Source organism: Streptomyces sp. NBC_01520, assembly GCF_045040375.1.
Lineage (GTDB): Bacteria > Actinomycetota > Actinomycetes > Streptomycetales > Streptomycetaceae > Streptomyces.
Genome location: NZ_CP109404.1, coordinates 7,407,967 through 7,422,217, shown reverse-complemented (window position 1 = coordinate 7,422,217; position 14,251 = coordinate 7,407,967). Strand labels below are relative to the sequence as shown.

General features: G+C 70.7%; 10 protein-coding genes and 1 pseudogene. 4 read left to right on the top strand and 7 right to left on the bottom strand.

What is annotated here, in order from left to right:
- Positions 1-32: 32 nt before the first annotated feature.
- On the bottom strand, positions 33-1,298 hold the full coding sequence (locus tag OG524_RS33445; RefSeq protein ID WP_405812257.1) for a LuxR C-terminal-related transcriptional regulator: 1,266 nt from the start codon (positions 1,296-1,298) through the stop codon (positions 33-35).
- A gap of 155 nt (positions 1,299-1,453) precedes the next feature.
- Here OG524_RS33445 and OG524_RS33440 point away from each other — a divergent pair, with 155 nt between their 5' ends.
- Positions 1,454-2,539, top strand: coding sequence for an S-(hydroxymethyl)mycothiol dehydrogenase (locus OG524_RS33440; RefSeq protein WP_405386628.1), 1,086 nt, complete (start codon positions 1,454-1,456; stop codon positions 2,537-2,539).
- A complete protein-coding gene (locus tag OG524_RS33435; protein ID WP_405386629.1) occupies positions 2,539-3,168 on the top strand; it encodes an MBL fold metallo-hydrolase in 630 nt (209 codons plus the stop codon). The genes OG524_RS33440 and OG524_RS33435 overlap by 1 nt, the downstream gene beginning before the upstream one ends.
- Before the next feature lie 88 nt (positions 3,169-3,256).
- Here OG524_RS33435 and OG524_RS33430 read toward each other — a convergent pair whose 3' ends face one another.
- On the bottom strand, positions 3,257-4,096 hold the full coding sequence (locus tag OG524_RS33430; protein WP_405386631.1) for a hypothetical protein: 840 nt from the start codon (positions 4,094-4,096) through the stop codon (positions 3,257-3,259).
- A 657-nt stretch (positions 4,097-4,753) separates the two neighbouring features.
- On the opposite strand from OG524_RS33430, the gene OG524_RS33425 reads away from it, so the two are divergent.
- Entirely contained in the window at positions 4,754-5,854 is a 1,101-nt protein-coding gene (locus tag OG524_RS33425; RefSeq protein ID WP_405386632.1) for a peptidoglycan-binding protein, read from the top strand.
- Between the two features lie 579 nt (positions 5,855-6,433).
- On the opposite strand, the gene OG524_RS33420 is transcribed toward OG524_RS33425, so the two are convergent.
- A complete protein-coding gene (locus tag OG524_RS33420; protein WP_405812256.1) occupies positions 6,434-7,633 on the bottom strand; it encodes an ROK family protein in 1,200 nt (399 codons plus the stop codon).
- 175 nt (positions 7,634-7,808) lie between these two features.
- On the opposite strand from OG524_RS33420, the gene OG524_RS33415 reads away from it, so the two are divergent.
- Positions 7,809-9,932 carry an alpha-galactosidase gene (locus OG524_RS33415; protein ID WP_405812255.1) on the top strand — a complete coding sequence of 708 codons (2,124 nt, stop codon included), beginning with the start codon at positions 7,809-7,811 and terminating at the stop codon, positions 9,930-9,932.
- A 144-nt stretch (positions 9,933-10,076) separates the two neighbouring features.
- Here the strand turns inward: OG524_RS33415 and OG524_RS33410 are convergent, their stop codons facing one another.
- The 4 genes and pseudogenes from OG524_RS33410 to OG524_RS33395 form a co-directional block, all read right to left on the bottom strand.
- Positions 10,077-11,339, bottom strand: coding sequence for an RICIN domain-containing protein (locus tag OG524_RS33410; protein WP_405386638.1), 1,263 nt, complete (start codon positions 11,337-11,339; stop codon positions 10,077-10,079).
- A gap of 352 nt (positions 11,340-11,691) precedes the next feature.
- On the bottom strand, positions 11,692-12,732 hold the full coding sequence (locus OG524_RS33405; protein ID WP_405812254.1) for an NAD(P)-dependent alcohol dehydrogenase: 1,041 nt from the start codon (positions 12,730-12,732) through the stop codon (positions 11,692-11,694).
- A 63-nt stretch (positions 12,733-12,795) separates the two neighbouring features.
- Positions 12,796-13,564, bottom strand: a pseudogene (locus OG524_RS33400) (SDR family NAD(P)-dependent oxidoreductase); the annotation flags it as partial.
- A 46-nt stretch (positions 13,565-13,610) separates the two neighbouring features.
- A complete protein-coding gene (locus tag OG524_RS33395; protein WP_405386641.1) occupies positions 13,611-14,243 on the bottom strand; it encodes a TetR/AcrR family transcriptional regulator in 633 nt (210 codons plus the stop codon).
- Between the last annotated feature and the right edge of the window lie 8 nt (positions 14,244-14,251).

Below are 14,251 nucleotides of genomic sequence, written 5' to 3'. Positions count from 1 at the left end.
CGCCCGGCACCTGAAGTGAGGCCGTGCCGGGTTCACCGGAGGCCGGCTTCGGTGGCGAGGGTGGCGGCGGCGGCCCGAGAGGTGACGCCCAGCTTGCGGTAGAGCTGGCTGGTGTGGAACTTGACGGTGTTCTCGCTGATGCCGAGGTGCGCCGCGATCTGCCGGTTGCGGCGGCCCGCGGTGATCAGACGCAGCACCTCGGTCTCGCGGGGGGCCAGGTCCCAGGCGTGGACGGCCTGGTCGGAGGTGTCCGGTGGATCGAGTGGCATGTATACGTCCACTCGCGAGCCCCAGTCCGCGATGGCTTCGAGGTCGAGGCGGCCTCCCAGCGCGGTGGCGCGGGCCACCAGCTGTCGCAGTGCGGGAAGGTCGCGGTCGAGGCGGCCGGGACCGTCGTCCCGCATGGAGATGAGGAGATGGGTTCCGTCGCAGTTCCACTGGACGCGTACGCGCGTCACCGCTTCCTGGTCATGCATCAGGAGGACCGTGCTCCGCACGATGGCCCGGGCGGCGTGTGCGACCTCGCCCGGAAGTGCCCGGCCGTCAGCGGGTGGTTCGACGAACTGGATGTCCAGCGCCTCGGAGCGGCTCAGGGGGCGCAGTTCCTTCTTGAGACGTTGGAAGGCGTGGGACACGGGCTCCTCGGCGATGGAGGCCACGAGGTCGCCTCCGGTTCTGGCGCGGATCAGTGCGTCTGCCGCGAGGTCGGTCGCCAGCGCTCTGGCCCTGCTGTGATCGAGGTCCCTGCTGCGCAGGGTGGCCAGGAGGGATTCGAGGTCCGCCACATGGCGGTCGGTCAGCTCGGCCGTCACCTGGAGTCGCTCGCTCGACACGGCCCGCGACTCGCGCAGGTAGTCGGGGGCCGCCTCCGTCACCTGCCGGACGATGCTCGCCGCAACGACCTCCCAGAGGGTCCGGGCGTAGGCCGCGGCGTCCTCATCCACGACTTCCCGAGGCTCGCACAGCACGAGAATCGCCCCGGTGTCGGCCTTGAGCGTCACCACGGCACGGGGCTGTCCCCCGAAGGCCGCGTGTCCCGACCACTGTTCTCCGTTCGCCGAGCGGCGCAGTGCGTCCAGCTCGGCAATCGTGACGCGTCCGGTGATCTCCGCGTCGCCGGCTTTCTTCTGGGGCCGCCCGGTGCAGTCCTCCGTGAAGATCACCAGCGCACTGTGGGGCCACACCTCTTCCAGCGCCGTGTGCAGCCGGGGGGCGACTTCCCGCAGCGGTGCCGTGGCCAGCGATCCGATGTCGGCTGCGATCCGTGCGGGACCGGTGGAGAAGGGAAACCTGTTCACGACGTCATCGTACCTACCCGAAAGGGTGGGGGAAATGCCTCAATGGTTGACTGAGATCCACCCGATCGGGCAGCAATATGGAGGTGTGAGCTCCGCAGTTCCGGATCCGGACCGGCGGAGCTCTCACACGGCACAGCGAACCGAAGGAAAACAGCATGTCCCAGCGGGTACAAGGTGTCATCGCACCGGGGAAGAACGAGCCGGTGCGGGTGGAGACGATCGTCGTGCCGGATCCGGGTCCGGGTGAGGCCGTGGTGAAGATCCAGGCGTGCGGGGTCTGTCATACCGATCTGCATTACAAGCAGGGTGGTATCAACGATGACTTCCCGTTCCTGCTGGGTCATGAGGCGGCGGGTGTGGTGGAGTCCGTGGGGGCGGGGGTCACGGACGTGGCCCCCGGGGACTTCGTGGTCCTGAACTGGCGTGCGGTGTGCGGTCAGTGCCGTGCGTGTCTGCGCGGGCGTCCGTGGTACTGCTTCGACACCCACAACGCGAAGCAGAAGATGACATTGCTGGACGGCACCGAGCTGTCCCCGGCGCTGGGGATCGGGGCGTTCGCCGAGAAGACCCTGGTGGCCGCCGGCCAGTGCACCAAGGTCGACCCCGCAGTCTCCCCGGCCGTCGCCGGGCTGCTGGGCTGCGGGGTCATGGCGGGTATCGGGGCGGCCATCAACACCGGCCAGGTCGGCCGCGGTGACTCGGTGGCCGTCATCGGCTGTGGTGGTGTCGGCGACGCGGCGATCGCGGGGGCCCGCCTCGCCGGTGCGGCGAAGATCATCGCGGTCGACATCGACGACCGGAAGCTGGAGACGGCGAGGACGATGGGCGCCACCCATACGGTGAACTCGCGTTCCGGTGACCCGGTCGAGGCGATCCGGGCGCTGACCGGCGGGAACGGTGCGGATGTCGTGATCGAGGCGGTCGGCCGCCCGGAGACGTACAAGCAGGCCTTCTACGCCCGTGACCTGGCCGGAACCGTCGTCCTGGTCGGGGTCCCCACCCCGGAGATGCAGCTCGAACTGCCCCTGCTGGACGTGTTCGGGCGTGGTGGTTCCCTCAAGTCGTCCTGGTACGGCGACTGTCTGCCCTCGCGTGACTTCCCGATGCTGATCGACCTGCACCAGCAGGGCCGTATCGACCTCGGGGCGTTCGTCACCGAGACGATCGGACTCGGTGACATCGAACAGGCCTTCGCCCGCATGCACGACGGTGACGTCCTGCGCTCGGTGGTGGTGTTCTGATGACCGCCCGTATCGACCACCTGGTCACCTCCGGCACCTTCGCCCTCGACGGCGGCGAATGGGACGTCGACAACAACGTCTGGATCATCGGCGACGACACCGACGCCGTCGTCATCGACTCCGCCCACGACGCCGACGCGATCCTGCACGCACTCGGCGGCCGCACCCTGCGCGCCATCATCTGCACCCACGCGCACAACGACCACATCGACGCCGCTCCCGCCCTCGCCGACGCGACCGGCGCACCGATCCTCCTGCACCCCGACGACCTGCCCCTGTGGAAGCAGACCCACCCGCACCGCACCCCCGACGCCGAACTGGCCGACGGCCAGGTCCTGGAAATCGCCGGAACCCGCCTGGAAGTCCTGCACACCCCGGGCCACGCCCCCGGCGCGGTCTGCGTCCACGCCCCCGGACTGGCCACCGTCTTCACCGGCGACACCCTCTTCCAGGGCGGCCCCGGCGCCACCGGCCGCTCCTTCTCCCACTTCCCCACCATCATCGACTCGATCAGGGACCGCCTCCTCACCCTCCCGGCGGAAACCACCGTCCGCACCGGACACGGCGACCCCACCACCATCGGCACCGAAGCCCCCCACCTCGACGAATGGATCACCCGCGGCCACTGAGGCATCGCGACGAACGCACGGCCCCGGCCGACCACGTGTGGGTCGACCGGGGCCGTGCGTGTTCGTACGTCCCTCACCTACCAGGCCGTCAGCGAAGCAGCGCCGCGCGCAAGGTGATGCCGTGTCGCGTACGCAGCCGTCGCAGCTCCCACATCGCCACGGCGGTGACGGTCAGCGGGGCTCCCAGGAGGAAGGCCACCCGCACGCCGAACGGCACACCGTCGTAGGCACCCCGGTACACGTCGAAGAGGGTGACTTCCCAGACGAGCAGCGTCGCGAGCAGCGGTGGGAGCGTCTCGTGAAGGTCCGCTGTCCGGAAGACGTGCACGAGCGACTGCGCGATGCCGTAGAGAGCGAAGGGTGCGAGCCACAGGAGGAAGGCGCCCAGGGCGAACAGCAGCACCACCCGTCCTGCCGACGCCGTCCAGTTGGTCTCCTCGTCGACGTACCCCAGCCCCGTGATCAGTCTGGGCACAGCGAGCGTGAGGACCAGCGCGATCAGTGCCCCGGCGGGTTTGCCCACGCGGCGCAGGAACAGGCGTCGGTTGGGTGGGCGGGCCGCTGCGATGAAGACGGCGACGGCGACCGGGAAGGTCACTCCCAGCGCGATGAGGGTGGTGCGGATCTGGCCGAAGCGGTCGTCCACCACGGCGTCGGCGTCCGGTGCCAGACCGTAGGACAACAGCATCCATGTGACGGCGATCAGGCCGACGACTGTCCGCAGGACCTGCACCCTCTTGACCACCGGGTCGTTCACACGGTCCGGCCGGGACGGCGTGAACACCGTGCGCCCCACGGCTAGCGGGTTGAAGAGACGTCCGAAGGTCAGCCTCCGCACCGCACCCGGCGGCACGGGCGGCGAACCCGGCCCCTGCGGCCCTCCTCCCCCGTACGGATTCCACGGCGCCCCGCCCCCGTTCACCCTCATCCCCACGTCCTTCCCGTCGTCGCTGCCGGAGATCACCAGGAGAATGGCAGATCTCGGTGCGTGAACACACCTGGTGCCCACCGCGGTTGCACCGCTGTCGCTTGCGGGCAGCCGCAGACGTGGTCCGGCTGACCGCCCGCCGCCGCCACAACGTTACGAGCACAGGGCTCCGGACCGTTGCCGGAGCCCTGTGGCTGTCCATCCGGGGCGGGCTCGGTCAGTCCTTTCCGTCGGGTACCGCGGCGGGCGCCGCGGTGCCCACGTCCGTGTCCGTCTTCTGAAGCGGCACGGTGCCCGGCGCCCGTTTCGCCGCCTGGATCTGCTCCTACACCCGGGTGCGGAGTTCCGTGAAGCGCGGGTGCGCCCGGGTGTGCAGCTGGTCGCGGTCGGCGGGGACGCATGATCGCCGCCCGCTGCGCAGTAGGCATCGCCACTGACTACGGCCGGTGCGCGGCATCGGTCACACATCCGGAACATTGTCGGGGTCACGTCACTGAGTGATGCGGCTTCCGTACAACGCTGGGCGAGGGAAGCAAAGTTTGCCATCGTGATGACACGTCGGGGATCACAGGCAGCCCCAACTGAACGACAACGCTCCAGGCCCTGGCCCGCCCACTCGGTCGGCGTGCCACAACCACGGTAAAACACGGGGGAATCATGTCTCTTCGCAACCGACTGACGCGCCGCGCGCAGGTCGCCCTCATCGGCGTCGCCGCCGGAGGCGTTGCGGCCGCAATCGTCGTCGTACCGTCGCTCTCCGACAGCGGCTCCTCGGAACCGGCGACGGTCGCGGCACAGAAGGACGCCGGCTACGGCCCCGAGCCCGAGGCCGACAGCAAGCTCGTCACCCAGGCCGGCGATCTGACGACCATGGCCACGGCCACGCTCTCGCGCGACACGATGATCAACAGGGCCCGCACCTGGCTCACGGCCAACAACGGAGGGCCGGTCCCCTACAGCATGAAGCGCAACTGGAAGGACGGCTACCGCCAGGACTGCTCCGGCTTCGTCTCCATGGCACTCGGGCTGGGGAAGCCCGGCCTGAACACCGTCGGGCTGGCCGACTCACGAAACGGTGTCACCACCCGGCTCGGCAGCGTGAGTCAGCTGAAGAAGGGCGACCTGCTGATCGACTACAGCACCAGTGACGGCGATTTCCGTCACGTGGTGATCTTCGAGAAGTGGGCCAACACCTCGCACAGCGCCTACTGGGCGTACGAGCAGCGCGGTACGTACGGCACGACCCACCGGCAGCTCAGGTACGGGATCGGCAGTGACAACTACGACCCCTTCCGCCCGGTCAAGCTCGGTGGCGGCGGTGGCGGCGGGCAGGTCCCGGCCCCGGCCCCGGGTGTCTCCTGGCCGGTCCTCCAGAACGGTTCCAAGGGTGCGGACGTGCGGTCCGCCCAGCAGCTGCTGACCTCGCGGGGCTACACGGTCGGGGCCGACGGCGTCTTCGGCCCCAACACCCGCGCGGCGGTGATCAAGTTCCAGAAGTCCCGGTCCCTGGCCGCCGACGGCGTCATCGGCCCGAACACCTGGTCCAAGCTGATCAAGACGGTGCAGTACGGCTCGTCCGGCCAGGCCGTGAAGGCGGCGCAGACGCAGCTGAAGGTCTACGGCTACGGGCTCACGGTCGACGGCGCGTTCGGCGCGAAGACGAAGTCGGCGACGGTCGCCTTCCAGAAGAACCACAAGCTGTCGGCCGACGGCGTCATCGGCCCGAACACCTGGCGCGCCCTGCTCGGCACCCGCTGACGCGCACGGTCCTGTCGGACGGCGAGGGCTCCTTCCCGCTGCGGGCGCAGCGGGAAGGAGCCCTCGCTCCCGTGGATGGCGAGGCGTCCAGGGTGAGAGGTAAGACGCATGGGGTCCAGACCTCTCAGTCGCTCCTCTTCAATCCGGCCGACGCGGCCCAACGGGCGCGCCTTTGGCATGCCCCGCTCACGCCGTGGATTCACGCAGCCATGCGACCGAACGCTCGCAGCCCTGAACTCCGCCGGACGCCCGACGGATACGGTGGGAGCAACGCGTCGAGATTCGCGCTGGTGCGCCGGGAAACCTGGTCGGCGTTCAGGGGACAGGTGTCTCCTGAACGTCGATCGATCGCGTCCCGGAGAGCGCTGTGAGAGTCGTGCCTGGCGAGTGCCTGACCTTCCGAGGTCCTCACCGGAACCGATCCCGCGGACCCCCGTCACCGCTACACCCTGCAGACCGCCGTCATAGGAGCCCGCCTTCCCGACTGGCCCACGCAGAGCCGGTGACATGAACTCCGGGCGGGCGCCCCGGCCGTAAGACACTGACCGTAGGACGCCCCGGCCGTGAGGCGCCCCGTATTCAGCCCCGGGGGGCTGAACCGATGAAGGTCTGGATGGCTGTGGCCGCCGCCCCCCGCGCCCATTCCTCGAAGGGCAGCGGATGCGTCCTGATGTCGCACCGGGCCGCGCTGCCGAAGGCCGAGGCAAGAAACGCGTCCCGGATCCGGTCGGCGAACAGGTCGTGGGCGGCGAGGCCTTCGCCGGAGATGATCACGCGTTCGGGGCCCAGCAGGTTGACGACGGAACCGATGGCGCGCCCGATCGCCTCGCCCGCCCGCGCGTACACCCGGCGCGCTTCGGGGTCGCCGCCGTGGGCCAGGGCCAGCGCCTCGGCCGCGTCCGCGACCTGGACGCCGGTGCGGGCCCGCACGTCGCGCACGATCGCCGGGTCGGCGGCGATCGCCTCCACGCAGCCGCGGTTCCCGCAGTGGCACAGCGGGCCCATGGGGTCGATGGGCAGGTGCCCGAGCTCGCCCGCCACCCCATGGGTACCGGACACGACCCGGCCGCCCACGACGAGACCGCAGCCGATACCGGCACCGACGGTCACCAGCGCGAAGTCGGTGAGGCCCACGCCCGCGCCGAACCACTGCTCGGCCACGGTGAGGGCCCGCACGTCGTTCTCGACGGTGACCGGGAGGCCGGTGGCAGCGGCGGCGAGCTTGCCGAGCGGTACGTCACGCCACCCCAGGAAGGGCGAGTGGCGGACGATGCCGTCGGTACGCACCACGTCTCCCGACACCGCGACACCGACGCCCCTGACCGGTACCCCGAACCCCTCGGCCTCGGCGAGCAGTTCCTCGACGAGACCGCCCGTCGTGGCCAGCACTTCCTCGGGCGAACGGTCGCCGAGCGGCACCCGGCGCGCGACCCGGATACGGCAGCACAGGTCGGTCAGTACGGCGATGGCGGTGTCACCGGTCAGTTTGATCCCGATGAAGAGGGCCCTGCCCCCGTCGACCCGCAGCGCGCCCGCCGGTCGGCCGGGAGACCGACGCGCCTCCTCCCCCGCCTCCTCCACCGGATGACCCGCCTCCTCCACAAGGTGGCCCGACTCGACGAGGGGCCGGACGGCCTTGGTCACCGCCGCAGCGGAGAGACCGGCCCGCCGGGCGATCTCCGCACGGGTCACCGGGCCGTGGGAGAGCACGAGCGCGAAGATCTGCGGGACGGCCGGCGTGTGGGCCCGGAACGCCTCGGGGCGGGTGGTCGGTCGCATGACCGCAACCTACGGTCTGTTCTTTTCCGCCGTCAACGAAAGAGGCCAGCATCCTTCGAAGACTCTTTCTCCGTACGTCATTTCCACAGGAACAAAGATCACTGGGCGGGATTGACAGATCTTCCAAGGTGACGCTTGGCTGACACCTGACCGTGCAACACTTCGAGTGAGGACCATGACGGTGATCTCCTACGATCCGGATGCCGGGCTCTGGCTGATCCGCACCCCGCGCACCTCCTACGCGGTACGGGTGGACGACACCGGGGCTCCGCGCCACGTGGCCTGGGGGCCACCGCTGACGCTGGCCCAGGCGCGAGAGCTCGCCGTCCCGCCCCCCGCGGTGGCGAACAGCTTCGAGGGCACGTCCGGGGTGGGCGAGGAGCTTCCCGTGGACGGTGGCACCCGCTATGGCCCGCCGTCGCTGCAGGTCCGGTTCGCCGACGGTTCCCGGGCCTTCGAGTGGCAGCCCGAGCACCACCGCGTCCACCGGCCGGAACCGGGCGTCCACGAGCTCGAACTCGCCTTCCGGGACCGGCTCCACCCCCTGCGGACGGTCCTGCACTACCGCGTCCGCGAGGACAGTGACGTCATCGAGCGCCGCATCACCGTACGCAACGACGGCGACGAGTCGGTGCGGCTGCTCCGCGCGGACTCCGCCGCCTGGTCACTGCCCGCGCTGCCCGGCTACCGCCTCAGTCATGTCACCGGCGGGTGGTCGGCGGAGACGCAGCTGCGAAGGGAGCCGCTCCCTCACGGCGAGACCGTCCTGACCAGCCGTCGCGGCATCACCGGCCACCACGCCAACCCCTGGGTGATGCTGGACGACGGCACCACCACCGAGCACCAGGGGCGGGTGTGGAGCGCCGCCCTGGCCTGGAGCGGAACCTGGCGCGTCACCGTGCAGCGCACCCCCGACGGCAGGGCCGGCTTCACCGGGGGCGCCGGTCACGACGGTCCGGCCGTCGTGCTGCGGCCGGGCGAGGAGTTCGTCTCCCCGGTCTTCGCGGGCCTGTTCGGCGAGGGCGGATTCGGTGCGGCGAGCCGGGCCTGGCACGACCACATCCGTACGCACGTACTGCCGCACGGCGACGAGACCGCCCCCGTGCTCTACAACTCCTGGGAGGCCACCGGATTCGACGTCGACGAAGCCGGTCAGACGGCACTCGCCGCGCGCGCCGCCCGGCTGGGCGTCGAGCTGTACGTGCTGGACGACGGCTGGTTCGGGGGCCGCCGCAGCGACCGGGCCGGGCTGGGTGACTGGACCCCGTCCGCCGACCGCTTCCCCGACGGCCTCGGACCGCTGGTCGCGGAGGTGCGCCGGCTGGGGATGCGGTTCGGCCTGTGGGTGGAGCCCGAGATGGTCAACCCGGACAGCGACCTGTACCGCGCGCACCCCGACTGGGTCCTGCACGTCCCGGGCCGTGCCCGTACCGAACTGCGCAACCAGCTGGTGCTCAACCTCGCCCGCGCGGACGTCGCGGAGTTCACGTACGAGTGGCTCGACCGCCTGGTCACCGAGCACCGCGTCGACTTCCTGAAGTGGGACATGAACCGCGCCTTCAGCGAGGCGGGCTGGCCCGACGAGGCGGAGGGTCACGACCGGCTGTGGACGCGGTACGTGCACCATCTGTACGGCATCATCGACCGCCTCCGCACCCGGCACCCGGGGCTGCGCGTCGAGTCCTGCAGCGGTGGCGGCGGCCGGGTCGACCTCGGCATCCTCGCCCGTACCGACCAGGTGTGGACGTCGGACAACACCGATGCCATGGACCGGATCTCCATCCAGCACGGTTTCGGCCAGATCTATCCGGCACGCACCATGGGCGCCTGGGTCACCGACGTACCCAACCAGCTCACCCACCGTCAGGTACCGCTGCGTTTCCGGTTCCATGTCGCCATGGCGGGCCTCCTGGCCGTCGGCGGCGATCTGCACTCGTGGTCCGAGGAGGAGATGACCGAGGCCGCCGCGCTCGTGGCGGAGTACAAGGCGGTACGCCATCTGGTGCAGCACGGAGCGCTGCACCGGCTCTCCGGCCCGGAGGGCGAGGAGACCACGGTCGTGCAGTACGCCGCCGACGACGGCGGCGAGACGCTGCTGCTCGTCTGGCGGCGCACGCACCGGCACGGGGCCCCCGTACGCCCGGTCCGGCTGCGGGGCCTCGACCCGGAGGCTCGCTACCGCGACGCCCGTACCGGCGCCGTCCACCACGGGGCCGTGCTGGAGGACTACGGGATGGCCCTGGACCTTCCGCCCGGGGACTGGGCCAGCACGTCCGTCCATCTGACGAAGGTGGCCTGAGGCGGGGCGCCTCCGGGTGGCGGAGCCGGGCCTCGGGGTCGGACGGCCCAACGGAGCCGCCACCCGGCCGAGCCGTCCGGGTGCGCCGCACCGGTTACGCGCCGCCGCCCGAACCCCCCTGGTGCTCAGGCACTTGGCGGACGGTTATCGCGTCACCGTCCACTTCTGGTTGGCGGCTCCGGTGCATGTCCAGATCTGCAGCCGGGTGCCGTTGGCCGAGCTGTTGCCGCTCGCGTCCAGGCACTTGTTCGCCTGGGGGTTGACGACGTCCAGGGCCGCGGGGACGGCCCATTGCTGGGCGGCGCTGCCGTTGCAGTCGTAGAGCTGTACGGGCGTTCCGTCCGCGGTGCCGCCCGAGGCGACGTCCAGGCACTTGCCGAGGGCGCGGACGGTGCCGTCGGAGCCGACCGTCCAGCGCTGGGCGGCGGAGCCGTTGCAGTCGTAGAGCTGTACGGGTGTGCCGTTGGCGCTGTTCGCCCCGGCCACGTCCACGCACTTGCCTCCGATGCCGGTGATGGGGCCGCCGCCGCCCGGCTGGCCACTGTCGGTGCTGACACGGACGTAGTCGACCAGGAGCTGCTGCGGGAAGACCGTGCTGCCGTCGGGGTCTCCGGGCCAGTAGCCGCCGACCGCGAGGTTGAGTATCAGGAAGAAGGGCTTGTCGAAGACCCACTGCCTTCCGCCGAGGTCCGCGGGGGTACGCCGCTGGTACACGGTGCCGTCGACGGACCAGGTGATCGCCCCGGGGCTCCAGTCGACGGCGAAGGTGTGGAAGGCGTCGGCGAACGCCTGACCGCCGGGCAGGGTGTATCCGGCGCCGATGCCTCCGGAACCGGAGTATCCGGGGCCGTGCAGGGTGCCGTGGACCGTGGACGGCTCGAAGCCCACGTTCTCCATGACGTCGATCTCACCGGAGTTGGGCCAGCCGACCTGTCCGATGTCGTTGCCCAGCATCCAGAACGCGGGCCAGATGCCCTGGCCGCGCGGGATCTTCATCCTGGCCTCGACGCGGCCGTACGTCGTGGTGAACCGGCCGGCCGTGTTCAGGCGTGCGGAGGTGTACTCGCACCGCCCGTACCAGCACTGGTAGTTGTCGGGGTTCTCCCGGCGGGCGGTGATGGCCAGGTGGCCCTGTCCGTCGAGGACGGCGTTGCGGTTGCCCGCCGTGTAGTACTGCCGCTCGTGGTTGTTGACGTTGTCGCCGGTCTCGGTCTGCCACTTCGAGCCGTCGACGCCGGCGCCGGCGGGCCCGTCGAACTCGTCGGAGAACGTGACCGCGGCGGTGGATGCCGGGGGCGCGTCCGCGGGAGCGGGCGCCCCCTGTGCCAGCCCGGTGGAGAGTGCCGCGAGGGCGAGGACCGAGACGAGGGACGAGAGCAGGCGCCGGGGAAGGCGTGAAGTGCCCATGGGTCTCCCTTCGAGGAGCGTGGGGGTACACCCTCAAGACATGCACATGACAGACGTGAGCGTGTGCGGATTCAGGAAATCACTGCGCCGACCAGGAAGGGGCGGCGGCAACCCGCCCCGTGGAACACTTACTTCACTACGTGATTTAAGAAGTGAACGCCAACCCTGTCAAGGGTCTGGTATGGACCAGACTCATGAACGCGGGCACGCAGGTGCCGCTACGAGACGCGTTCGCGGGCAGGTGCTCCGGCCGGTGACAGCCCCGCGCGGCACCCGGGGGCGTCGGGCACGGCGACGGCCGCGGGTCGTCGACGTGGTCGACGGCCCCGCGGCCGGGTTCGTTGCGCGCCGGTCAGCCGTTGGGCAGGATGACCGCGCGACCGTTGATCTTGCCCGCGTGCAGCCGCTCGTAGGCGAGCGGGGCCTCGTCGATGGAGTACGTCTCGACATGCACGTCGACCGCGCCGGCGTGGGCGAGCTCGATCACTTCGGCGAGCTCCCTGCGGGAGCCCCAGTACGGTGCGGTGACCGACGTGGAGAACGGCAGGACGCCGAATCCGACGGGCAGCATGCCGCCGCCGATGCCGACGATGGTGACGTCGCTGCCGATGGAGGCGACCGCACCGGCCGTCTTCACGGTCGGTGCGGCTCCGACGAAGTCGAACACGACCTCGGCGCCGACGCCGCCGGTGAGCTCGCGGACCTTCGCGGCCGCGTTCTCGTCGGAGAGCACGGTCTCGTGGGCGCCGACCGTACGGGCGAGGGCGAGCTTCTCCTCGGTGACGTCGAGGGCGACGACCCGGACGGCGGTCATGGCGCGGAGCAGCTGGATGGCGACGTGGCCGAGGCCTCCGGTGCCGATGACCACCGCGGTGGCGCCGGGCAGGAGCTTCGGCAGCGAGCGCTTGATCGCGTGGTACGGGGTGAGGCCGGCGTCGGTCAGCGAGACCGTCTTGACCGGGTCCAGGTCACCGATGGGCGTCAGGTGACGGGCGTCGTCGACGATCATGTATTCGGCCATGGCACCGGGGTTGCCCAGTCCGGGCGGGTTGATGCCGAAGTCGGCGGCGCGCAGGCAGTAGTTCTCCCGGCCCTCCGCGCAGTTCACGCAGGTCCCGCAGCCCCAGGGGCCGTAGACGGCCACGGAGTCACCCACCGAGACGCCCTGGGCCCCTTCGCCGAGAGCGGCGACCGTGCCGACGCCCTCGTGGCCGAGGGTGAGCGGCAGGTCGTAGGGCAGCTCCTCGGCGGACCAGCTCATCACGACGATGTCGGAGTGGCAGACCCCGGCGGCGGTGACCTTCAGCAGGATCTGGCCGGGTCCGGGTGAGGGCTTCGGGATGTCGACGACCTCGGGGGCGGCGCCGACGGTGCGGTACTGGACGGCTTTCATGGCTCTCCTTCGTTCTCCGTACTACCTTTGTGAGCCCCGTGGGTCCGGTGCGCCAGTCGGGGCTCAGGACGCGGAGTAGCCGCCGTCCACCAGGTGGTGGCTGCCCTGGATGAAGGAAGCACGGTCGGAGAGCAGGAAGGCCGTGAGCTCGGCGACCTCCTCCGACGTGCCGAGGCGGCCCGCCGGGTGCAGGGAGATCAGGTGGTCGCGGGCCGGACCGTCGGTGTTGCGGAGCAGCGGGGTGTCGATGAAGCCGGGACCGACCGCGTTGATACGGATGTTCCGCGCGGCGTACTCCAGGGCGGCCGTCTTGGTGAGGCCGACGACGCCGTGCTTGGCGGCGGCGTAGGCCGGGGAGTTCGCGAAGCCGTTGGTGCCGAGGATCGACGAGATGTTGACGACGGCGCCCCCGCCGGCTGCGAGGAGGGCCGGGAGTTCGTAGCGCATCGAGTAGAAGACGCCGCTGAGGTTGGTCGCGACGGCCTTGTTCCAGTCCTCGATACCGTACTCACCGGTGGGCAGGGACGGTCCGCCGATACCGGCGTTGTTGACGGCGAGGTGCAGGGCGCCGAACGTGTCGACGGCGAACCGTACGCCGGCCTCGACCGGCGCGGGATCCGGTGACGTCCAGGGCGACGGCGACGGCGGCGGCGCGGGCTCCGGTGGCCTCCAGCTCGGCGGCGGCCTTGCGGGCGCTCGCCTCGTCGTAGTCGGCGACGACGACGGTCGCCCCGCTCGCGGCCAGCCGACGGGAGACGGCCAGTCCGATGCCTGAGGCGCCGCCGGTGACGAGGGCGACCTTGCCGGTGAACTCCGCCTCGTAGGCGGTGGGGAGGTTGGTGCTCGTGGGGTGCTTCCTGCGTGGTGCTGTGGGGCGCCTAGCTGTCCTGCCGGGGTTCCAGCAGGTCTCCGGAGAGGGCGTCGAAGGCGTGTACGACGAACTCGGGCAGGGCGGCCGGTCGGCCACCGCGCACCCATGCCGCCTGGGCTGCGAGCAGCGCACCGGCTCCCGCGGCGACGGCCACGGCGGGACGGATGTCCTGTCGCGGATCGACGCCGAGCCGCTGCGCGAGGATCGCGACCGACTCCTCCTGGGCGTCCACACGGATGTGGTGGAACGCCGCGTACAGAGTGGGCTCCTCCTCGGCCATGACGAGCAGGTCGAAGATGCGGGGCCGCAGGTGCCAGGGCTCGGCGTCGGGGTCGTCGAGCCAGTCGAGAACGGCTCCGCGGTAGGCCACGAGCGGTGGTTCGGCGGCGGGCCGCGCACGGAGTGCCTGGTTGATCCTGTCGCCGTCGCCCCGTACCGCGTCGAGGGCGGCGGCCTCCTTGCTCGGGAAGTGGCGGCTGAAGGTGCGCCGGTCGACGTCCGCCGCCTGCGCGATCTCCTCGACCGTCACGTTCCGCAGCCCCCGGTCGAGCACCAGCTCGAACGCGGCCTGCGCCAGCGCGTCCCGGGTCCTGCGCGTCTTGCGGCTGCGCCGTCCGGGACCGTTGCCTGCCTGGTTCATAGTTGCAC